Genomic DNA, 21,175 nt, shown 5'->3' on the forward strand with positions numbered 1-21,175 from the left:
TCCGAAGATCAAAATGTTTAAGATTAAAAAATTCAATCTCTGTGTTAGCCTTTATTTAATTAAGCAGCAGAGCAAATTGCCATTTCAAGAGCTTTTGATGCTATTGATAGTATTTTGATGCCCTTTGCATTTGCGATTAGGAACGAATCGCATAACTTGGAAGTAAGCGGTTTATAATTTTAATTTCATCGTTTTTATAATTAATTGTGCTTATTCAAGTCTTTTTTCAGACTATTGTCTATAAAATACCGAGAAATGGGGGAGGACGCACAGAATATAAAGAAGATTCTGTTTTTAGAATTTTAATGTTGTAGGTATAAAAACCAAGGAAAATTACAAGGAAAATAAATAAAGTAAATTTTACAAAGTCTTTTATAGCATATATTTTTGACTTGTAATTTTGAGATGAAGTGATTGTTGCAGTATCTAACTTGCTAGCCTTGCCAAATAATAATTCTGAAGAGTAAGGTTTGGGGATGAACTTCTGTACGATAACAGCCTGTTTTATTATCGTGTATTTTTGTTTCTTGGGCTTAAAAGTTACTACAACTGGCGTTGTTCTGCTTTTTTTCTTCTCTTTTTTATTGGACCTGCTTCTAATCAAAACAATTTCTATATTATTGCTTAAATTAGTGATCACTACACCTTCAGTTACATAGATCTTGGCCTTTTCAGGTTGAGGACTTTGTTCTTCTGATGACTTGGATTTGTTTTCAATACTTGAAACAATATCCTCGTCAAGATGAATTTTGGCAAAGCCCGAAATAGAAATAAGTAATAAAAATGTACCAAAAGTCCTCACAAGAAATTGTGAAACCAGAGTATTTTTTTTCATCATTTGTGTTTTTTCAATCCAGACAGATATCCATAAGAATTGATGTGCAAATGAATAGAAATCCTCTTTATTAACAATGATTTCTATATACTATAATTGTACTATTTTGTTTTAAAGTATTGATAATTAAGTTATAATTTTTGTTTGGTAAATTGCTATGTAAATAAAAAAGGTAAATCATGCGATTTACCTTTTTGCTGGTTTTTTTTTACAATCTATTCTGCTCATCGGTCTTACGTCCGGCTTTTGCATCTTTCACTTTCTGGTTTCCGAAGTTATATTTCAGATTTATCATAACATACTGCGTATCACGATAATCTTTGAAATACTGGTTTTGGTCAGCATATCTTGTCGAGATTATGTTCTTATCTGTTCGGAAAATATCATTGAAAACCAAACCCGCTTCCAATTTCTTATCAAACATTTTTTTATTGACGATGATATTGGTTCTCTGAGATGAACTGATGTCAAAAGAACCCTGGATCGTCTTGGAATTGTAAACATAAGACACATTCAAATCCCAGGTTTTTGCTTTGTCCAAAGTGATTTGTGTCGAAACATTCGCATTGTAAAAGAAGACATCATTTTTGTAAAGAATTTTGTCTGTTCCCATAAAATAATTTTCCTGAAATTCTCCCATTCCAAAAAGATTCAGTTTCCAGTAGGGCTTTATAGAAATGCTTTTGGAGAAATTGACTCCCAGATTTTGTCCGTGGTCGATATTGGTATAATTATAAACTGTTTCAAAAGTCTGCGGATTCTGAATAGAAATTTCCATAGAAGGGTCTTTGATATAGCTGTAACAGGCTTCAAAATTCCAGTCTTTTACAGTGTAGGTCAAACTAAGATTATGAATGATAGTCGATTTCAAATAGGCATCGCCTTGAAAATAAGAATATAGGTTGTAATAAGATTTGGAAGGATTCAGGAAATCATAGTTCGGTCGGTCGATTCTTTTTCCGTACGAGAATCCTAATTGCTGGTCTTCTTTCAAATTATACATCAGATAAAACGTAGGAAAAAGCCCGGTTCTTGTTGTCTTGTTTTCCACCACAGGATTGTCCGAATTGGTTTTTATAAGAGTCGTTTCCGAACGCAAACCAGCTTTCATTTCCCATTTTTTCCATTTGTATTCTGAAGAGATATAACCAGCAAAAATATTCTCTTTGTAATTAAATAGGTTACTTTTTGTTAAATCAGGAATCAAAGTTCCGCTTGTTCCGTCAAAGAAATCGAGGTCATTTTTATTGTTTACAAAGCTGTATTTCAGTCCGCTTTCCAACGTGAATTTGTCATTTGAAAATCGATAGTCCAATTGTGTGGCATAAAGCGAAATATCCTGAATACTGTTGTTCGCAAATCTATTATTGCTTTCAGGTTGCCCGTCAAAATTCAGTAAAGTCTCAACATCCTGATTTTCCTTGAAGCGTTTTGTACTGGAGTTATTGGTCCAGGTCAGATTATGATTTCCGAACTTTTTATCATAAACCAGATAAGAATTGAAACTGTTATCATATTGTCTTTTCTTGTTGGATGTCAGATAATAAGATTGTAATTGATTGTTCTCTGTGTTATAGATATTGGTTGGAACATTGTAATGACCATTGTTGTTGGGCGCATTGTAACCGTCAAAACCAAACTGGATGGTGGACAAACTATCTACTGTATATTGTCCGGAAAAATTATAGACGTGCTGTTCGTGAGCGTGTGTTTTTCTCACCATATCGCTTTCCCAGCGGGTTTTGTCTTTGTCAAAGGTTACAACATCAAAATTATATCGTACATAATCTCCGGTCACAAAGTTATAGTTTCCGGTCAACTGCCATTTGTCTGTGTTATAAGACTGCGACGTTCCAATTAATCCTTTGGAATAAGTCGCTTGCGTATATCTTGTTGAGATTCTTCCTTTGTAGCCGGAAAGCACATTTTGCTTCATTTTAATATTGATAACAGCGCCTCCTTGAGCTTCATATTTTGCTGGCGGATTTGTGATAACTTCAACGGAAGAAACATTATTTCCATCGGTATTTTCCAGAAGTTGTTTTAATTGTTCCTGCGTCATCAATGTTTTCTTATCATTTATTGTTACTATGATTTGAGAATTTCCACGAACACTTAGTTCCTCATTTTTCACTAAGATATTGGGTGTGTTTTTCAAGATGTCCCAGGCATTTAGATTTTGAAGTGGCGTTTTATCGATGTTAAATTCCAATCTGTCGATTTTTCTTTTCAGTAAAGGTTTGTTGGCTTTTATTGTGACACTTTCAATGGATTTCACAGTGTCTTTTTTGAGGATGATATTCAGAAATTCATCTTCTTCCAGTGTGATTTCATAATCCTGATAATCTGTTTTTTTTATTGTTATTGAGACAGGAAATTTCGAAATGCCTTCAATATTAAAATTCCCTTCTTTGTCAGAATAGAATATCGATTTGTTTTCATTAATTTCAATGCCTGATTCGGAAATAGGTTCCTGATTTTCATTCTCGATGTGTCCTTTGATAGTCTGACTCCAGATTATAGTTGGCATCATCAATATCATTATCAAATAAGTTTTCATAGTTCTCAATTATTTTGACAAAATTGAGACGAAACGCAGGAAAGTTTTGTTAATGAACGGTTAATGGAAGGTTAATGCTTATTTTGAAAGAAATTTGATTGTATTTTTGGAATATTAAATAAAGGCTTCGACTCCGCTCAGCCTGACAATGTAAACAGTTAGTATTAGAAATGTCATCCTGAGCGGAGTCGAAGGATTTTTGTAATAATTAATAAACTTTTGCTCCTTTGTGGTTTTAGAAAAATCAATATGAATCGGAAGAGAAACATCACGATGATTTTGTTCACGTTCAGCCTTGTTATTTTGGTTGTTCTGCAAGGCTATTACATTTACAATTCTTATCGTCTCGAGGAAAAAGAACTCAACAGACAAGCGAGAATCATTGCAGACAAAACGTTGGAAACAATGGAAAAATATGAAAACGAAACCAATGAAGAAAAATTGGTTGGCGATTTCGACAGACTGAAAAAAGGAATTACGATACAAAAAGAACAGATTTTACATCCCGAAAGGATTTACAGTTCAGAGAAATTATACAATCAAAAATTGGAGAAAACTCTTAAAGACAATATTAGAGATTCAGGTTTTGAGATTGCAATGAAAAGCGAAATCTATTCGATTTTGGATGAAGTTCAGAAAAAGGAGCTTTTACCGACTAATCGCTCGCTTATTTTGTATCAAACTGTAAAAAAGATGTCAAAACCATTGACAATTAACGAAGGCAAATGGTCAAGCCGCCAAACCAGGGAAAATACAGATTTGAAGCTGGATGAAAAAAACTATTATCTGGTAAAATCTAAATCGAGCTTTCAACTTTTGAATGTCAAAATTTTAGTTTTAAAGAAAATCATTCCGTTGATTATCATTAGTTTGTTGATTGTGATTCTGATTGTAATTCTATTCCGAAACAGTATCAAAAACCTGAATCGCCAAGAAAAGAAGATCTCACAGCTCCACACAACCATCGATTCCATTGCTCACGAACTGAACACGCCGATTACAACCCTGAAATTTTCCATCGCCCAATCTTCTGATTCTGAAACCAAAACCTTATTGGAACGCCAAATCAAACGTCTGGAGACTATTGTTTCGTCCATTCACAACAACGATTCTGATGATATTTTGATTGATAAAAAAGAGATTGAAAATTACTTCTCAGAAATTAAAAAGTCCTTTGATAAAATCGATTTCAAAATTAAAATCGATTTTACTGAGAATAAATCGTTGTTTCAAAATGATTTCAAGCAAATTATGGATAATCTCATCGATAATTCATCAAAATATGGTGCAAAGGAAATTCAGGTTTTGATTAAAGTAAATAAATCCATTGAAATGGAAGTTTCCGATGACGGAATCGGAATTCCTAAAGAAGAAAAACAAAATATTTTTGATAAATATTATCGCATCACGCGAGATGAAAATCTTCACGTGAACGGTCTTGGAGTCGGTCTTTTTTTAGTTAAAAAAATCATTGATAAATACAAAGGCGATATCGAAGTGAATCCAAAAAAGAAAGGTGTTTCATTTAAAATAATGATCCCCAATGAAGCCTAAGATTTTATTAGTAGAAGACGACCAGGATCTGGGAATGGTTCTGAAACAATATTTGGAATTTTCCGATTTTGAGGTCAATTGGATTGCGAATCCGGAAGAAATTCTGAAAAATAAAAAACAGATTGATCAATACCAATTGGCAATTCTTGATGTAATGTTACCAGTAATTGATGGCTTTGAATTGTCCAAAGAAATTAGAAAGACTTCTGATATTCCATTTTTATTTCTGACAGCAAAAGGACAAAGTATTGACAGAATTTTAGGTTTAAAACTTGGTGCCGATGATTATATCACAAAACCTTGTGAGCCAGAAGAATTGATTTTACGAATCAAAAATATTCTGAAAAGACAACAGAATTCTACAAAGGCAATCATTAAACTCGGCAATTATTCTTTCATCCCGTCACAGTTTCAGTTGCTTTTCAATGATGAAACGACTCAGTTGACCGAGAAAGAATCCGAGTTGTTGCTTTTACTTTCTAAAAACAACCAGAAAATCATTAACAGAAAAGAAATCCTTGAAACACTTTGGGGCGAAAACGATTACTTTCTTGGCCGGAGTCTGGATGTTTTTATGACCAGATTGCGCAAATATTTTCAGAAAGATGAAAGGATCAGATTCGATTCTGTTCGCGGCATCGGTTTCAAAGTCGAATTTCCTGAATAACTAAATTCATTTTTTATAAATTCAATTTATTGCTGATTTTGCGTAAATCATAAAATTTCATTAAAAATTCGAAATTAATAATAAGTTATATTCTGTTTAAATATAAATTTCTATATTAGCGCCCCCGATATCGATAGGGGTTGTTACAAAAAAATTATTCTGTTTTAGATGACCAAAAAAGGCCAAATAGTTGAAATACCTGCAAGTTCTCCAATTTATAGTAGAGAATTGCCAGGATTTCATTCAAAGAAAGATGAACTCATCTGGAGATCCCGGGAAAAAGAGTACTCGTTGTTTGATGGTTTTCTGGTCGGAGAACATCAGGGAGTAGAAAATTTCAAGATCGGACAACGAAAAGGAATCAATGTAGGTGGAAAAAAAGAGCCTTTGTATGTCATCTGGATCGATGTAAAAGAAAACATGCTTTTTGTAGGCGCAGGAGACTCACATCCGGGCCTATCGATAGCTACCATTCGTCTTGGCGAAAATTTAAAATTAAATGATATCAGTTTTTCGAAAGAAGAATTAGAAAAAGGGATTGATGTGAAAATTTCAACATCAATAAATGAAGATGATCTTTCAGCTAAACTTTACGGATTTGATGAAAGTTTTTTCCTGGAATTTGAAAATAAAGTCTCAGTAACTGTTGAGGATAACCCGTTCGATATCATTTATCAAAATAGAATTATAAAGAGTTATTAAAAAATAATTAAATATTTACTTATGAAATTAAAGATTTCCTTTTTTGCAAGTATTATTTCGTTGGTTGGTTTTGCACAGTCGGCTCCATCTTACTATTCAGGAGTTAACTTCAACAAAACTAAAAACGAATTAAAGAGTGAACTTGCAACTTTAATCACAACAACACACACCAAAACCATTTCTTACAGCGAATTGCAAACGCTTTTGAAAAGTAGTGATGTTGACCCACAAAACCCCTCAAATCTATTGTTGATTTACGGTTCTCAAGCTTCCGGAACACACCAGAGAAGCCGTGCTATCAATGGTTCTTGGAATCGTGAGCACGTTTATGCAAAATCCAAAGGAACACCTAACTTGGGAACTTCTGGTCCTGGAGCAGATGGTCACCACCTTCGTCCCGCAGACAATACTTTGAACAGTACAAGAGGAAGTTTGTTATTTGATGACGGAACTGGAGCTACAGCTTACAAAACTAGCCGTGGTGGATGGTATCCGGGTGAAGAGTGGAAAGGTGATGTAGCGAGAATTCTAATGTATATGTATGTAAGATATAACACAAGATGTTTGCCTTTGAATATCACAATGAATCCGGCGACATACTCTTCAGACTTTCCGGATATCCTTTTGAAATGGAATGTTGAAGACCCGGTTTCTGACTTCGAAAGACAAAGAAACAATGTGGTGGCTAACACGCAAAAGAACAGAAACCCGTTCATCGATAACCCATATTTGGCAACTGTTATTTGGGGTGGGCCTGCGGCTCAGAATACTTGGCCGGATACTTTCAATGGCGGAAGTACTACTGATACAGAGGCACCAACTGTACCAACAAATCTTAGTGTTACAGGAACTACTTCTTCTAGCATTTCATTATCCTGGACAGCTTCTACCGATAATGTTGGGGTTAGCGGATATGATATCTATGCGAACAATACATATAAAACTACGGTTACTACAACGAGCGGAACAGTCTCAGGACTTGATTCTTCTACAACTTATATTTTGTATGTCGTAGCAAAAGATGCGGCAGGTAATAAATCTAACAATAGTGATACAGTAGAGAGCACAACATCAGGACACGGAAATCCAGGTGAGCCAGAGACAACTTGTGGAACTGAGGATTTTGAAACTATACCAGCTACTAACTCATCTTACCTTGATAGACAATGGGTTAATAAAGGCATTACATGGACTGCCACTTATGCCAGAACAGATAAACAAATTCATATCGATGGCGATAACAACAGAGCGATCTGTTTGAGAAAAGGTTCGTTGAAATCTTCTACAATCTCTGGAGGTGTTGGTTCATTGACGGTTAAAACCTATCTGCCTTTCAGTGATTCGGATGGTAATTATACTTTGAAGATCAATGGAGTGGTGAAGGGCCAGATTCCTTATTCCAAAACGGCCAAGACTTATACGATCAATGATATCAACGTAGATGGCAATGTAGTGATCGAGCTAGTAGATGACACAACAAGCAACAGGGTATCTTTTGATAACTTATCTTGGACTTGTTATGCGAAAATGGCAGTTGAAGAATCAGCTTCTAAAAACCAAAAACTGACTGTTTATCCAAACCCTGTTAAGAACAGCGAATTGTTCATCAGTGGAATTTCTAAGAACGAAACAGTTCAGATTTACACTGCCAATGGACAATTGGTTCAGACGATCAATAATGTTAACAACAACGAAAAGATCAGCTTGAAAAAGCTTTCTAAAGGTGTTTATTTTGTGAAAACAAAATCTAGCAGCACAAAAGTAATTGTTGATTGATCAATTTCAAATCATAATAAAAAGGTCAGGAGTTTTTTCTTCTGACCTTTTTTATTTTCAAAATTAAGTTTCAGTAAACTCTTACGATCTACTGTCAAATATCATTTGGTATCCGGGACTAATGTTTTATTTTTGTTGTATTGAAAGCTTTAATTTCCTTATTCATCATTTTCATAATTGCATTACGACCGGTAATGCCGTTGATTGATTATACCGTGAATTACAATTACATCACCAAAAATCTTTGCGAAAACAGAGCAAAAAAAGAAATGAACTGTAAAGGAAAATGTTACTTGGTCAAAGAACTTTCCAAATCTTCTCAGAACTCTGCAAAACAAGACCAATTAAAACTTTCCGTATTCTCAGAATTATTTACTGTAGGGAATATTTTCACAGTTCTGGATAATTTAAATTTCAGCTTGGACAATCAAAAACAGAATTCTTATTTAAGTTCATTCTACAATTTCTCATTAGATTCAAGGATATTCCATCCACCGTTGGCTTAATAACATCTGCGAGCTTTTAACTTTAGTCTTTGCGACTTTAAACAGTTAATAGCTAAAAAATATTTGCGCCTTTGCGTTTAAAATTTATCATTAAATCAACTTCAAAAAATGAAATTCAATATTTTGATGATACTGCTTTCGGTGTCTGCACTATCTTGTGCACAGGAAACACCCAAAGTAAAACAGGTTTCCAAGATGAAACCCAAGACCGACCTCAAGGGAGTAAAGGTCGTGAATGCCGATGACCCGATCTGTCATATGAAAACAGTCGAATTCCTGAAAGATACTGTCATTTACAAAGGCAAAACTTACGGCTTTTGCAGTGACCATTGCAAAAAAGAATTCAGGAAAAATCCAACCAAATACGCCCTGAAATGACAAATAGAAAGAAACAGAAGTCTTTCCAAAAAAGCAAACTGATTCTGCCCATTGTCATTTTTGCGGTATTATTTTTGGTCATAGGAATTGGGATGAGCTACTTCAGGAAAAGTCTTTATACGGTAATGAAAGTCCCGGAATTTGCGCTCACAGACCAGAATTCTAAAAAGGTTACCGATAAGGATATGCTGGGGAAGGTTTATCTCGTAGAGTTCTTTTACAGCCGTTGTCCCACGATCTGTCCCGTGATGAATTCGAATATGAAATATATCGATGAGCAAATTAATAGTCCGGATTTCGGGATCATCTCCATCAGTATAGACCCGACAAACGATACGCCGGAAGTGCTGAAAAATCACGCCAAAATGATTGGTGCAACCTCACCCAATTGGCATTTTCTATCGGGAAACCGAGATTATATCGGTAACTTAGCGGATAAGTTCGATATCTATGTAGGGGACAAGGAAGATGATGCGGAGAGTCTCAACCACAGCGGGATGATCGCTTTGGTGGACAAAGAAGGCAATCTGCGTTGCAGGTTCGATGAGAACAATATGCCGGTTCTTTATTATTCAGGTTTGAATTATGAAGATGAAGCTGGAACAAAAACCAGTCTGCGAGGAAAGTACCATCCGGACAGGGAAAAATTGATAGAAGATATCAGAAAATTATTAAAATAATAAATGTCTAATTACTAAAAAAAGTTATTATGAAATCGCCAAGACTTTCTCTAATATTAAATAACATTGAAGTTTTGGCGATAACATATGACAAATAAAAATAAATTAAATTTATTCATATGAAAATCAAGAAAATATTTCTAGCAAGTGCTATATCTGCAGCGACTTTTGCAGCAGCACAATTCAAGCAAACGCCACTTCCGTATGCTTACAATGCTTTGGAAGGTTCTGTCGATGCGCAGACAATGGAAATCCATTATTCAAAGCACGCGGCGGCTTATGTTTCTAATCTTAATAAGGCTATCGCTGGAACTCCACTAGAAAAAGAAAGTTTGGAAAAGATCCTTTCCCACGTTTCCAAAGAAAGCCCTGCGGTTAGAAACAACGCTGGTGGACACTACAACCACGAGTTGTTCTGGACGGTTTTAACGCCTGAGAAAAACACACAGCCTTCTGCTAAATTAGCAAAGGCGATCAACGATTCCTTCGGAAGTCTGGATGCGTTGAAAGAGAAACTGAGCAAAGCCGGCGCAGACCGTTTCGGTTCGGGTTGGGCTTGGTTGGTTGTGACGGCGGATAAAAAATTGGCTGTTACATCTACTGGTAATCAGGATAATCCTTTGATGGATATTGCTGAGGTCAAAGGAACGCCAATCTTCGGGATTGATGTTTGGGAGCACGCTTATTACCTTAAATATCAGAACAAAAGAGCAGATTATTTGGCAGCCCTTTGGAACGTCACCAACTGGAAAGAGATCAGCAGAAGATACGAGGAAGCTATTAAATAACAACCTCGATATATCAAAAAAAGCACAGCTTGTCTGTGCTTTTTAAAATCCTTAAAACTGACTTTTGAAATTAATCTTTAACCTGTTACTCGTCTTTTATTTGGTGCTCAAACCGGTGTTGCCATTGGTGGAGTATGTGGTTAACTATGATTATATTTCAGAGGTTTTGTGTATCAACAAGAAAAAGCCGGAACTGCATTGCAACGGCAAATGTTACCTCGGAAAAGAGCTTGCAAAAAACAGCTCGGAAGATTCCAAATCCAAAAGTCCGACACAGAAGATCATCGACTATTACATTCCGGTTGATATTTCTGCGGTCAAAACAGTAGGGCAGAGATTCTTTACCAGCCTTATTTTCACACATACCACAGATTATTCTTATCTGTTCCTGAAACACGTTTTCAGACCTCCCATTATTTAGATTTTCAATTTATTATTAGGGCGATTCCCTCTCCGACGCTAAAGCAACCCTCGGGTCGGGCTATCCACTCATACTCCTCGGTCAACGGCTCCGCTTCGCTCCGCCGCTGCCCTGTGGGGTAACCGCTGCTTTCCCTATCGCAGCAGAGCACAAAACACGTATTTCAGCAAAAAAATAACCGTCTTTTTAAATTAAAGACAGCAGAGAATTATTAGTATTTGACGAAGTCAAACCTTGCGCCTTAAAACAAAGAATCGCTCAAAAAGCCTTTATGCCTTTGCGTTGAAAAAAATCTTAAACGAAAAGAACAGCTCAAAAAAAATATTTGACGAAGTCAAACCTTAGTATCTTACAAACTAAGAATCGCTCAAAACCTTTTGTGCCTTTGTGTTCAAAAATTACACAATTAACAGTTAAACGATTTAACAAATCAACAGTTTAACAACATAACATCTAGACAAATGAAAATTTATAAACTCTTATCACTACTATTCATCACAATAATAACTCTTTCATCCTGTAGTAACAGCGCTGATGAAGATATTCAGGACGACGCAACTGGAAATCTTCAACTCAAGTTTGAGAACGGTTTCAACAACCTTGGCGATATCGTTCTCAACCAGACCACACAAACTTCGGTCAACGGACAGAAACACCAGTTCTCAATCCTAAAATATATCATTAGCAATATCTCATTGATTGATGAAAATGGAGCCGAATTCAAATACAATTATAATAACCCCGACAAAGGCGCTTTCATCATCAACCAAGAAGAAGCCAAAGGAGGGATCGTCTATGTCAATCTTACCGAAATCCCAAAAGGCAACTACAAGAAAATCAAATTGGGTTTAGGTGTTAGTCCAACAGCTTATCTTATTGGCCAGGGTGGGCAAGGCCTGTTCTGGGAAAAGGCCAAGCAGGAAGGGATGGCCTGGTCGTGGGCTGCCGGCTACATCTTTACAAAACTGGAAGGTAAGTATGGAACATCATCTCCTGACACAGAGTTTATGAACCATTGCGGAAATATGGGTGACACGACGGCCAACGGTACGGCAGATCTATATAGAGAAGTAGTTTTAGATTTACCGACTACAGCGAGAGTGCATAAGGATATTACACCTTCTGTACATATCTTGGCAGACTTTAATCAATACCTGAGCGGAAATAAGGCATTGACTTTAGATACCAATAACAATATGGCGATGGGAAGCAGTCAGCATCTGGTGGATGTCAGCAACAATCTCATCAATATGTTCAAAGTCGACCACGTTCATAATGATTAATTCAATTCAACAATTCCAGAGGGAACGATTTTGTTCTCTTTGGATTTTATTCATTGTGCTTTGTGGGATATCTTGCTCCGATGAATATGAAGGCGAAGTTTTTGAAGAAGACAAGGTTTACAATCTGGAAATTCCGATTAATTTTCCAGCATTGGCATTTGATACCGATAAAAATCACTTAACCGTGAATGGAGTGGCCTTGGGTAAGAAATTATTCTATGAAGGTAAATTGTCGCGTAACAATACCATTTCTTGTGGATTCTGTCATATTCAGGAGTATGCGTTCACACACCACGGGCATCCTGTGAGCCACGGTATTGATGATAAATTGGGAATCCGCAACGCACCGGCAATCCAGAATATGGCATTTCTTAAAAACTATACTTGGGATGGCGTGAGCCATAACCTGGATGAACGTTCTCTGGTTCCGATTACCACCGATTTTGAAATGGACAGTTCTCTGCCCGAAGTCGTTTCAAAACTGAATGCAGATGCCAATTACAAGAAGCTATTCAAAGCAGCTTATGGCGATGAGAATATTACAGGTGAAAGAGTGTTGAAAGCTTTATCTCAGTTTATGGTCACAATGATTTCCGCCGATTCCAAATACGACAGAATGAAAAAAGGTACAGCAACATTCACCAATGAAGAAAAGCAAGGACTGGCATTATTTCAAAGCAAATGTGCGGGTTGTCATTCGGGGGAATTGTTTACGGATGAAAGTTACCGGAATACAGGAATGTATTATAATGCACAGTATGATGATCGTGGAAGATACCACGTAACATTGGACTGGAATGATAACATGAAATTCCGTGTGCCAAGTCTTCGGAATGTAGAATACACCGCACCTTATATGCACGATGGCCGGTTTTATTCTTTGGAAGCGGTTCTCAATTTTTATTCGGATAACGTAGAGAACCAAGCCAATCTGGACCCGCTTCTGAAACAAAACGGACACATCGGTATCCCAATGACCACTTTAGAAAAACAATACATCATCGCTTTCCTGAAAACCCTCAGCGACCAGCAATTTATTACCAATAAACAATTTGCAGAATAGCGACAGTCACTGTCATTGCGAACAAAGTGAAGCAATCTCAATAATAATTATCTCGCAGATCAAACAGGTCAAGGAGATTTAATGATCTGCAAAATCGAAACGATCTGCGAGAAATATCAATTTTATCTAAGCAAGCGCCTTTGTGAACCTTAATAACATTTTAAATAAAAACTTAGTGCGCTTTGTGTTCACAATCAATAAAAACTTTTGTGCCTTTATGGTTCAAACAAACCCTCAACAAATGAAAAAATCAATACTATTCCTGATACTTTTTATCCTGTCTCAGCAAATAAAAGCCAATAGAGACAGCCTCTATATCCCTCAATATCAAAACCGGTTACAGTCTTTATCCAGATACGAAGAATTCTTCTGCGATGCCTGCGGTTGTGCTGCCGGCAACGGTTCTTCCGGCTTTGAGTCGTTGCTCAATCCCCAGTTCGTCGGAGTCAAATACTTCGCACAGCATTATAGGGCCAAAGAAAACCTGTTCATGCAGGATCTGACGCAGGACCAGTATTTCAATACCATTCAGATCTGGGGTAAGGTTCCTGTGACCCAGAAATTGAGTATCTATGGAAGCCTTCCGTTTCAGTTTCATGAGAAGAAAACCTTACAGGGCGATATCAATATCAGCGGAATAGGGGATGCCAGCGTAATGGGGATTTACGAAATCCTTAGATCCAAAAGCGATTACCATCAGCTGAATGGCGGTATTGGTATGAAGATTCCGTTGGGGAAATTTGATGAGAAAGGCATTACGGGAGTTAATCCGGGTTTCCAGTTGGGGACAGGGAGTTGGGATTACCAGTTGGCATTGAGTTACAAATTTCAGAAAAACCTCTTTGCATTAATGCTGAATACCGATTATACCATCAAGACCGAAAACAGGAAACACTACCGCTTCGGTAACCAGTGGAACTATGTGGCAACAGGGTTTTACCGACTTTGGCGCAATGAGGATAGCATTTTTTCAGGGAAGCTTGGATTACAGGGTGAAGTTTATGATCGGAACAGGCAGTTCGGCGAAGTGATGCCCAGGACTGCTGGCAGTGCCTTGTATGGTAAACTGGGATTTGAGATATCTTACAAGAAGTTCAGTCTTGGCAGTGAGCTGATGTTACCTGCTTATGCGCAATTGGCGGGCGGCGATATCGAAGCCAGATCCAGATTCAGCTTGTTTGTGAACTTTGGGATATAAGGCTGAATGGATGGTTATTATAGAGAAGTTTTTAACCGTCACTTCGAGTGATTCGTTCTTAAGCGAATTGTATTGGAAATTTTTGGATTAGGTGTATAATTGGGGTTCTCGATACATTTTCTTCGCTTTGCTACGAAAACACTCGAACTAACGTCTTATTTGGTTATTTGAATATAATATCGTCACTTCGAGTGATTCGTCATTAGACGAATTATATCGAGGAGCTTGTACTATTTAAACTTTTTTTTAGCAAGATTGGGCAAATCTTCGAAACGACCTTCTATCAAAGCTAGCTTCTTTGCCTGTGACCATTTTTTAATCTTCTTTTCAAAAACAATGGCTAACTCTATATCCATAAATTGAAAAAAATAAACTAATTGCACAGGCCTTCTGCTAAATGTATAAGAACCAAAGTGTTTACCATCTTGGTGTTCATCAAGCCGTTTATAGACATTTTCTGTAACTCCTGTGTAATAAGTGCCGTCGGAACATTCTAAAATATAGACATAAGATAAAAGCATGATTATAAGATCTTATTAAATATAAGAAATAATTGATGTTCTCAATATTTTTTTTAAACCTATTTGGATTTAGAACTGTTGAGCTCTCGTCAGTTCGAGTGATTTTTCGGAGCAGGGGCGGAGAAAAATTGTATCGAGAACCGTTTGTATTTATAAGACGAGGTTCTCGATATGCTCCACTTCATTCCGCTACTCGAACTGACGAGCGGACAGGTTTTTACTTCTAATTAAATATTTAATTTCTGCTACTTGATAAAAAATAGTGTAAAATGGTAAAATTTTATTTAATTATAGAATATAATCAATATTATTTTCGTTTTATAAGTAATTTATATTATTTTCCTAAAAACTAAAATGATGAAAACAAATTTCTATTCCTCCGATCCGGGTGAGGACCTATCTATTATTTTGCTGTATGAGATCCTCAACCGTCTGGACAACTTTGGGACCAAAAGCCAATCCAAAGATCTGTTGGACAGTGCTGACCTCAAACAGATCTACAACCTGAGCGACAGCTCTATCTACCGTTTGAGGCGAAACAAAAAGATAAAATATATCAAGCTGGGTGGTAAATATTATTATTCCCGTAGGTCGATAGAAGACCTGCTGAAATAGAACTACATAAACATTATCAGTTAAAGCAATAGTGCCTACAGAAGAGAGGGATATATTTTCCAGATCAACAAACACCATTTTCCATAAATGATCTCAGTTCGGGATAAGATGTGATATTAAATTCTAATACTTTGATCATTATGCCTTATCCCAATTTTGGTTAAATATATAGCATCTTGGGCAGACCCGAATACCCCCAAAGCACCACCATCCGTCCAACTTCTTTGCATTAAAAAACCTGCAAGATACTCTAGATCTGCGAGAAGTTTTTCTCAAAATCAAAACTGTCATCCTGAGCGGAGTCGAAGGATATCAAAACCTCAACAACTAAAAAGAACATGTTTCAACTTCCATTCATGTTTTCTTCGATAATCCTTCGGGTCTTCTTCGGAAAAAACATCTTTTTTCCGAAGAAGACCCGAAGAAACCTCGAAGCCTTTCCGAAGAAATGCAGCAGATACCCGGTCAAAATCAATCAAAACCGGTCAAAACCTGTCAGGGGTATACAGAGTGATATTTTCTGCTATACCTTCGTGTCATTAAACATTAAAAACCAAATGTTATGGCAACAATCAACAAAGGGATCCTAGGCGGATTCTCAGGAAAAGTAGGAACAGTAGTAGGCGCTAACTGGCGGGGCAAGGACATCATCAGGAGCCGTCCCAAAGTGACCCAGAGGCTTCCATCAGAAAAACAGGCTATGCAGCAGCTCAGGTTCAAATTGGTCATCACCTTCCTTCAGCCGCTCAAAACCATCCAGTCACGGTATTTTGGCTCGTCGAGTGGTGTGAGGTCCAGGGTGAATATGGCGGTGTCCTATACCATCAATGAGGCGGTTGAGGTACAGAAAGATGTTCCGGAGCTGATCTACAACAAGGTGCTCATTACCAAAGGTGACCTTACAGGGTTTCAGAATGCGGTACTGACTACACAGGCAGGTGGCGTGCTGCATCTGGATTGGGAGGACAACAGTACCCAGGGGAATGCTGCTCCGTCAGACCAGGTCAGTATCGTTTGCTACTGTGCGGAGCTGAAGAATTTTGAGATCTTTGAGGGCATTGTAATGCGCTCCGACCTGATGGCAGATGTCACGCTCCCGAACTACTGCATCGGCAAAACGATGGAGGCCTATGCTTTTCTCAACAACGAGAAGCAGACCTCGGCATCCACCAGTTTCTATCTGGGACAACACCAGGTTATCTAAACGATCGATCCACTCGCTAGAGTGGATCTTTCTTTATGGAGCATATATGAAGCTGCGTTCGGGATAAGTAATATTTTAAATAATTGTTTTTCAGAAATTTAATTATTTTATCGCAAAGGAAAACAAGCAATATTTACTTTCTGAAACGTTTTTAAGCTGTACAATGCCACTTCATTTGTCAAAGTAATGCAAAACGATGTTTACTTTGATAAGTTTTACGTCTTGGTTTATCTTATATTTTGAATCAGGTAGTTAATTCTTTGTGCGGCTTTGCGTTTTAAAGATCCCTATTCCGGATTAATATTATATAATTTGATTTTTTAATGAATGGATATAATATAATACAAAGCCCCGATCAGTTTTTTTATTAGTGTATATTTTATTAAGAAATAAAAATTTACGAATAAATCAAAATATTACATAGTAAAATCCGTTATCGAAGATAAAAACTATAAAATTTTAATAAAAAAATATATAATACGTCAAGTTTTGTCGTTTTTAAAATTTATTTTTGCAAAAAGATCAAAGAAAATAGATCAGATAGATCGTATAACTATTTTTAATCAATAAAAACTCATAACATGAAAAGACTCAGCATCGGCGTGGGCATTCTTGTCCTGTGCCATGTCCATGCCCATGCCCAAAAGGTGAGCTGGCAAAAGAACATAGATTCCAATACTCAGGATTTCCTTTCCGGGCTTGCTGTCACGATAGACGGACAGTATTTGGTATCCGGATCTTCCATCCAAAAGGATCAGAACCCAGGCTCCAATCAAAACAATGGTTACGATTATCATATCCTAAAACTTGACCAACAAGGTCAAAAGGTCTGGGAGAGGTATTTCTCGGGGAATCGTCATGACTACCTCAGTTCCACCATTTCCACTCAGGAAGGTGGTTTTCTGTTGGCAGGCACCTCGTATTCCTCATCGGCCCTGGACAAGAAGGACAAAGGCAATGGCTCTTCTGATATTTGGGTGATCAAGATTGATGAGAACGGGGAAGAAGAATGGCAGAAGACGATAGGAACACGATATAATGAAGAAGCCAGAAGTGTTACCCAGACAACAGACCAAGGGTATATTGTGGCAGGTTCAACCAACCATCCCAAATTAGGCTACGGTTCTAAAGATGTCCTCATCACAAAATTGGATCAGAAAGGAAAAATCATCAGCCAATTAATATTCGGGGGTAATGGCTTGGATGAAGTCGAGAAAGTGATTCCTACGAAAGATGGCGGAGCTTTGTTAGGTATCTACTCAAGAAGTGGAATGTATGAAGGTCAAACCAGATCAAAGATTAATTCTAAAGATCTAAATCCAATATCCTCACAAAACAATCATTCTGAATCATCCGTAAACAATTCTACTAGCAATACTAATACTTCAGCATCAAATCCTCAATATTCTGAATCGTATGATATTACTTTCTATGGTAAGAAAGAACAGAATTATGGAGAAGGGGATTATTGGATCGTGAAATTGGACAAGAATATGAATGTCCAGTGGGAAAAGAACTTTGGAGGGAGTGAAGATGATCATGTCAGAACTATGGCACTAACAGATTCAGGTTACATTATCGGTGGCGAAAGTAGATCACAGACTTCGGGAAATAAGAGAGCTAAGTTGGAAGAAGGAACTGATCTTTGGGTTTTGGCTTTGGATGAAGACGGCAATGAACAATGGCAGCAGTCTTACAATTTCAGGAACAGGGATGTGCTGATGTCATTGAATGAGATAAAGGGACAGAGAGAAAAGAACCAGGACGGGACGAAAGGATTCCTCATCGGCGGTTTCACGCAGTCGGAAGGCAAGGTGGAGAAGAACGATGAGACGTTCTGGATGCTGTACATCGACAGAAATGGCAAGGAGGTGTGGAGGAAGTATGTGGAAGGGAAGGACAAGAAGAAAGAAGAGAGACTGACGAGTGCAATACTGAACAGGGACGGCTCGTACATATTGGCAGGGACAAGTGCAGAGGAGCTGGGCAAAGAGAACTGGAAGGTGGTGAAACTGCTGGACGGTGATGTGGAGGACCTGATGGAGAACAAGGATATCCGGATCTACCCGAATCCTGTGAAGGACTATGCCTATGTGGAGATAGGATTGGACTTCAATGAAGCCGAAATCTATCTGTATGATATGACAGGTAAGGTTATACAGAAGTTACAAACAAAGAATAAGGTAACGAAAGTGGATACCTCAAGATTACCACAGGGTGTTTATATCATCAAGGCGAGTATCCCGACCCAGAAAGACAAAAAACTAACTACTAAGATCGTGAAAGAATAAAACACAAACTATGAGAAAAAGATTACAATTATTATTTATTTTATTGGCAGGTATATCCTACAAAGCACAGGATAATACTCTGGCTGCTTCTGTCAATTCTCCAGCCGCCTATCAGACGGGCGTACCGGATATATCATTTCCTTTAGTAAGTCTTCCGGCCACCAAGGATATGACCATTAATTTTGGACTCGCCTATAATGCCAATGCTTACAGGAAAGGTAGCTACTCTGGATTGATTGCAAAGAACTGGGCGCTGACGGGTAGTAATTTTACCATCACAAGAGCTGTTAAAAATAGTTACCCAGACGAAATAGAGACCAATGATTATTGGGATGATATCTATTATTATAATGTCAATGGTGAACAGGGCAGTTTCAAATTCGAAAAACATGGAGTCTATCCAAATGATACATATAAGATCATAAAATTGACCCCCAGTAATATCATTATCGAATCAGAAAGGATAGCAATCACTTGGGCTGGCGATAGAAGAGTTGTAAAGTCCTTTACAGTAAAAGATAGTAAAGGATATAAATATTATTTTACAGAATATGATGAAAGTAAATTTACATATAGTAATGGGACTGGTACGTCACCTACCATGAAGCTTAGAAATACTTTCTATGTCACAAGGGTGGAGGATGCCTTAAATAGAACTGTGGCCACGTTCAACAACACAAAATATGCCAACGATAAAAATGATACTTGGAGTTATTTACCAACAACAGTCACCACGGCTTATGGAAGTGTTAATTTTGGGCATGGGGATAGTGATTCTCAAGGACTGGATTTCCCGATTCAAGACCGTTACTTTATAGACAGTGTTATTTTGAAGGATCATAAGGGAAATTTTGTTTCTAAAAGTAAGTTGGATATACATTCTAATCATATTGATGATGAAGAAACTGATTTTGGTATTAGCGATATATGGTATAGGGATATTAGCGGAATAGAAAAGATGGATAAAAATAATGTTGTCTTGGATAAGATTGGTTTTGGGACTAAAATTTATACAAATGACCCATATGGTATAAGTGGTGCAGTAGATCGGGACAAAGAGTTATTAAGCAAGATCAGCTTTTCATCAGGACAAAAGATCGAATATAATTTTGGGTTTAACAAAGTAAAGAATCCAGTAGATTATAATAATCCCTCCAACTTGCCTTATTTACAAAGCCCAGGCGTGTTTATCAATGGAATACATGAATATACAACTAAGGTCGAACATAATATAGACACTAAAAATCAGACAAAATATTATTTGGATGCATCCAAATTTACATATGCGGAAACAATGATTTTTGTAAGTTTTTCGCGAGGTGAGTGGTATCCCAATGATACTACACAAAACCCTACTTTAGGGGAAGATCTCCCGCTACAATTTGAATACAGGTTAGTAGATGCTCTTACGGGGAAAATTTTGTCCCCTCTAATCGGCAAAACTGATAATTATATCATAATACCTTCCCATAATCTATATTTGGAAGTTTATGGTTCTGGTGGAAAGGGGACCTTTGATGTTATGGAAAAAACTTTAAAAGCGCCTCCTTATGAAACTTACATTAAAGTGGGGCTTCCTGTGCTGGAAAGTACGAAATTCTATGATATTGCTGAAAATAGTATCCCTTATAATAATGATGCTCTTAATACTTATGACCTCAAAAAAACAATTACTTATGATTATACTTTATTTGATGGTTCGGGATTATCGAGTGGTGTACCAGTTGAGGACCAGGAAGATGTCTTCATTTATAAAAACTTCAAAGTGACAGAGAGTGATAAGCCAGGATATGCCAAATATTATTATAAATCAGCAGGAGACTATCCCATTACTATGTTCAATAACATCGATGTACAAACCAATTTCAATCTGGTCAAAAATGGGCTGTTGGATAAAAAAGAGGTGTATGGGGCAGATAATATCAAAACGCATGAAACGATCTATGATTATACCTTTCCGCCATTTGATGAGACCAAACTCTATTTGTACGAGAACCCTAATGGAACGGTAAAATACTACATGGATTCTTTCTTCGATAAGATCACGACGACAGATATCACATACGATTCCAATAGTAATTCCTTGACGGATATCTCGGAGAAGAGTTTCAACCAGGCGAACAACAATTTGAT

General features: G+C 37.1%; 19 protein-coding genes. 16 read left to right on the forward strand and 3 right to left on the reverse strand.

Annotated features, from left to right (window positions below; genetic code table 11):
* Positions 1-238 precede the first annotated feature (238 nt).
* Both BLT30_RS07205 and BLT30_RS07210 read right to left on the reverse strand, forming a co-directional pair.
* Positions 239-838 (reverse strand): hypothetical protein, encoded by a 600-nt coding sequence (locus BLT30_RS07205; protein ID WP_089872764.1) that lies wholly within the window; start codon positions 836-838, stop codon positions 239-241.
* 205 nt (positions 839-1,043) lie between these two features.
* On the reverse strand, positions 1,044-3,395 hold the full coding sequence (locus tag BLT30_RS07210; RefSeq protein WP_089872766.1) for an outer membrane beta-barrel family protein: 2,352 nt from the start codon (positions 3,393-3,395) through the stop codon (positions 1,044-1,046).
* A 249-nt stretch (positions 3,396-3,644) separates the two neighbouring features.
* Between BLT30_RS07210 and BLT30_RS07215 the strand changes: the two genes are divergently transcribed.
* The 12 genes from BLT30_RS07215 to BLT30_RS07270 all read left to right on the forward strand — a co-directional run bounded on the left by BLT30_RS07215 (position 3,645) and on the right by BLT30_RS07270 (position 14,411).
* Entirely contained in the window at positions 3,645-4,949 is a 1,305-nt protein-coding gene (locus tag BLT30_RS07215; protein ID WP_089872768.1) for a sensor histidine kinase, read from the forward strand.
* Positions 4,939-5,616: a response regulator transcription factor gene (locus BLT30_RS07220; RefSeq protein ID WP_089872770.1), complete on the forward strand. Its 678-nt coding sequence runs from the start codon at positions 4,939-4,941 to the stop codon at positions 5,614-5,616. The genes BLT30_RS07215 and BLT30_RS07220 overlap by 11 nt, the downstream gene beginning before the upstream one ends.
* Before the next feature lie 168 nt (positions 5,617-5,784).
* Positions 5,785-6,318: a tRNA methyl transferase PRC-barrel domain-containing protein gene (locus BLT30_RS07225; RefSeq protein WP_089872772.1), complete on the forward strand. Its 534-nt coding sequence runs from the start codon at positions 5,785-5,787 to the stop codon at positions 6,316-6,318.
* Between the two features lie 21 nt (positions 6,319-6,339).
* Entirely contained in the window at positions 6,340-8,094 is a 1,755-nt protein-coding gene (locus tag BLT30_RS07230; protein WP_089872774.1) for an endonuclease, read from the forward strand.
* Positions 8,095-8,234: 140 nt separating this feature from the next.
* Complete coding sequence (locus BLT30_RS07235; protein ID WP_089872777.1) at positions 8,235-8,600, forward strand: hypothetical protein; 366 nt, start codon at positions 8,235-8,237, stop codon at positions 8,598-8,600.
* A gap of 108 nt (positions 8,601-8,708) precedes the next feature.
* A complete protein-coding gene (locus tag BLT30_RS07240) occupies positions 8,709-8,978 on the forward strand; it encodes a YHS domain-containing protein (RefSeq protein ID WP_089872779.1) in 270 nt (89 codons plus the stop codon).
* Positions 8,975-9,658, forward strand: a complete 684-nt coding sequence (locus BLT30_RS07245; RefSeq protein WP_089872781.1) for an SCO family protein — start codon at positions 8,975-8,977, stop codon at positions 9,656-9,658. The genes BLT30_RS07240 and BLT30_RS07245 overlap by 4 nt, the downstream gene beginning before the upstream one ends.
* Before the next feature lie 119 nt (positions 9,659-9,777).
* Positions 9,778-10,446: a superoxide dismutase gene (locus tag BLT30_RS07250; protein ID WP_089872783.1), complete on the forward strand. Its 669-nt coding sequence runs from the start codon at positions 9,778-9,780 to the stop codon at positions 10,444-10,446.
* Positions 10,447-10,510: 64 nt separating this feature from the next.
* Positions 10,511-10,867 carry a hypothetical protein gene (locus BLT30_RS07255; RefSeq protein WP_089872786.1) on the forward strand — a complete coding sequence of 119 codons (357 nt, stop codon included), beginning with the start codon at positions 10,511-10,513 and terminating at the stop codon, positions 10,865-10,867.
* Positions 10,868-11,328: 461 nt separating this feature from the next.
* The gene (locus BLT30_RS07260; protein ID WP_089872788.1) at positions 11,329-12,150 is read left to right on the forward strand and encodes an MbnP family protein; all 822 of its coding nucleotides are present in this window, start codon (positions 11,329-11,331) and stop codon (positions 12,148-12,150) included.
* Positions 12,143-13,213 carry a cytochrome-c peroxidase gene (locus BLT30_RS07265; RefSeq protein WP_089872790.1) on the forward strand — a complete coding sequence of 357 codons (1,071 nt, stop codon included), beginning with the start codon at positions 12,143-12,145 and terminating at the stop codon, positions 13,211-13,213. The genes BLT30_RS07260 and BLT30_RS07265 overlap by 8 nt, the downstream gene beginning before the upstream one ends.
* A gap of 241 nt (positions 13,214-13,454) precedes the next feature.
* Positions 13,455-14,411, forward strand: a complete 957-nt coding sequence (locus BLT30_RS07270) for a transporter (RefSeq protein ID WP_089872948.1) — start codon at positions 13,455-13,457, stop codon at positions 14,409-14,411.
* Between the two features lie 230 nt (positions 14,412-14,641).
* Here BLT30_RS07270 and BLT30_RS07275 read toward each other — a convergent pair whose 3' ends face one another.
* Positions 14,642-14,932, reverse strand: a complete 291-nt coding sequence (locus BLT30_RS07275; protein ID WP_089872792.1) for a GIY-YIG nuclease family protein — start codon at positions 14,930-14,932, stop codon at positions 14,642-14,644.
* Positions 14,933-15,286: 354 nt separating this feature from the next.
* Between BLT30_RS07275 and BLT30_RS07280 the strand changes: the two genes are divergently transcribed.
* From BLT30_RS07280 to BLT30_RS07295, 4 genes are all read left to right on the forward strand, one after another.
* Entirely contained in the window at positions 15,287-15,547 is a 261-nt protein-coding gene (locus BLT30_RS07280; protein WP_089872795.1) for a helix-turn-helix domain-containing protein, read from the forward strand.
* A 562-nt stretch (positions 15,548-16,109) separates the two neighbouring features.
* A complete protein-coding gene (locus tag BLT30_RS07285; RefSeq protein ID WP_089872796.1) occupies positions 16,110-16,751 on the forward strand; it encodes a DUF6266 family protein in 642 nt (213 codons plus the stop codon).
* 581 nt (positions 16,752-17,332) lie between these two features.
* Positions 17,333-19,042, forward strand: coding sequence for a T9SS type A sorting domain-containing protein (locus BLT30_RS07290; protein ID WP_089872798.1), 1,710 nt, complete (start codon positions 17,333-17,335; stop codon positions 19,040-19,042).
* 10 nt (positions 19,043-19,052) lie between these two features.
* Positions 19,053-21,175 (forward strand): hypothetical protein (locus tag BLT30_RS07295; protein ID WP_139166602.1); only part of this gene is annotated, 2,123 nt, incomplete at its 3' end.

Source organism: Epilithonimonas hungarica, assembly GCF_900102265.1.
Classification (GTDB): Bacteria; Bacteroidota; Bacteroidia; order Flavobacteriales; family Weeksellaceae; genus Epilithonimonas; species Epilithonimonas hungarica.

What these genes read in the sequence shown, in the direction of transcription:
- BLT30_RS07205 (WP_089872764.1), bottom strand. Translation starts at nt 838, where the DNA reads ATGATGAAAAAAAATACTCTGGTTTCACAATTTCTTGTGAGGACTTTT.
- BLT30_RS07210 (WP_089872766.1), bottom strand. Translation starts at nt 3,395, where the DNA reads ATGAAAACTTATTTGATAATGATATTGATGATGCCAACTATAATCTGG.
- BLT30_RS07215 (WP_089872768.1), top strand. Translation starts at nt 3,645, where the DNA reads ATGAATCGGAAGAGAAACATCACGATGATTTTGTTCACGTTCAGCCTT.
- BLT30_RS07220 (WP_089872770.1), top strand. Translation starts at nt 4,939, where the DNA reads ATGAAGCCTAAGATTTTATTAGTAGAAGACGACCAGGATCTGGGAATG.
- BLT30_RS07225 (WP_089872772.1), top strand. Translation starts at nt 5,785, where the DNA reads ATGACCAAAAAAGGCCAAATAGTTGAAATACCTGCAAGTTCTCCAATT.
- BLT30_RS07230 (WP_089872774.1), top strand. Translation starts at nt 6,340, where the DNA reads ATGAAATTAAAGATTTCCTTTTTTGCAAGTATTATTTCGTTGGTTGGT.
- BLT30_RS07240 (WP_089872779.1), top strand. Translation starts at nt 8,709, where the DNA reads ATGAAATTCAATATTTTGATGATACTGCTTTCGGTGTCTGCACTATCT.
- BLT30_RS07245 (WP_089872781.1), top strand. Translation starts at nt 8,975, where the DNA reads ATGACAAATAGAAAGAAACAGAAGTCTTTCCAAAAAAGCAAACTGATT.
- BLT30_RS07250 (WP_089872783.1), top strand. Translation starts at nt 9,778, where the DNA reads ATGAAAATCAAGAAAATATTTCTAGCAAGTGCTATATCTGCAGCGACT.
- BLT30_RS07260 (WP_089872788.1), top strand. Translation starts at nt 11,329, where the DNA reads ATGAAAATTTATAAACTCTTATCACTACTATTCATCACAATAATAACT.
- BLT30_RS07265 (WP_089872790.1), top strand. Translation starts at nt 12,143, where the DNA reads ATGATTAATTCAATTCAACAATTCCAGAGGGAACGATTTTGTTCTCTT.
- BLT30_RS07270 (WP_089872948.1), top strand. Translation starts at nt 13,455, where the DNA reads ATGAAAAAATCAATACTATTCCTGATACTTTTTATCCTGTCTCAGCAA.
- BLT30_RS07275 (WP_089872792.1), bottom strand. Translation starts at nt 14,932, where the DNA reads ATGCTTTTATCTTATGTCTATATTTTAGAATGTTCCGACGGCACTTAT.
- BLT30_RS07280 (WP_089872795.1), top strand. Translation starts at nt 15,287, where the DNA reads ATGATGAAAACAAATTTCTATTCCTCCGATCCGGGTGAGGACCTATCT.
- BLT30_RS07285 (WP_089872796.1), top strand. Translation starts at nt 16,110, where the DNA reads ATGGCAACAATCAACAAAGGGATCCTAGGCGGATTCTCAGGAAAAGTA.
- BLT30_RS07290 (WP_089872798.1), top strand. Translation starts at nt 17,333, where the DNA reads ATGAAAAGACTCAGCATCGGCGTGGGCATTCTTGTCCTGTGCCATGTC.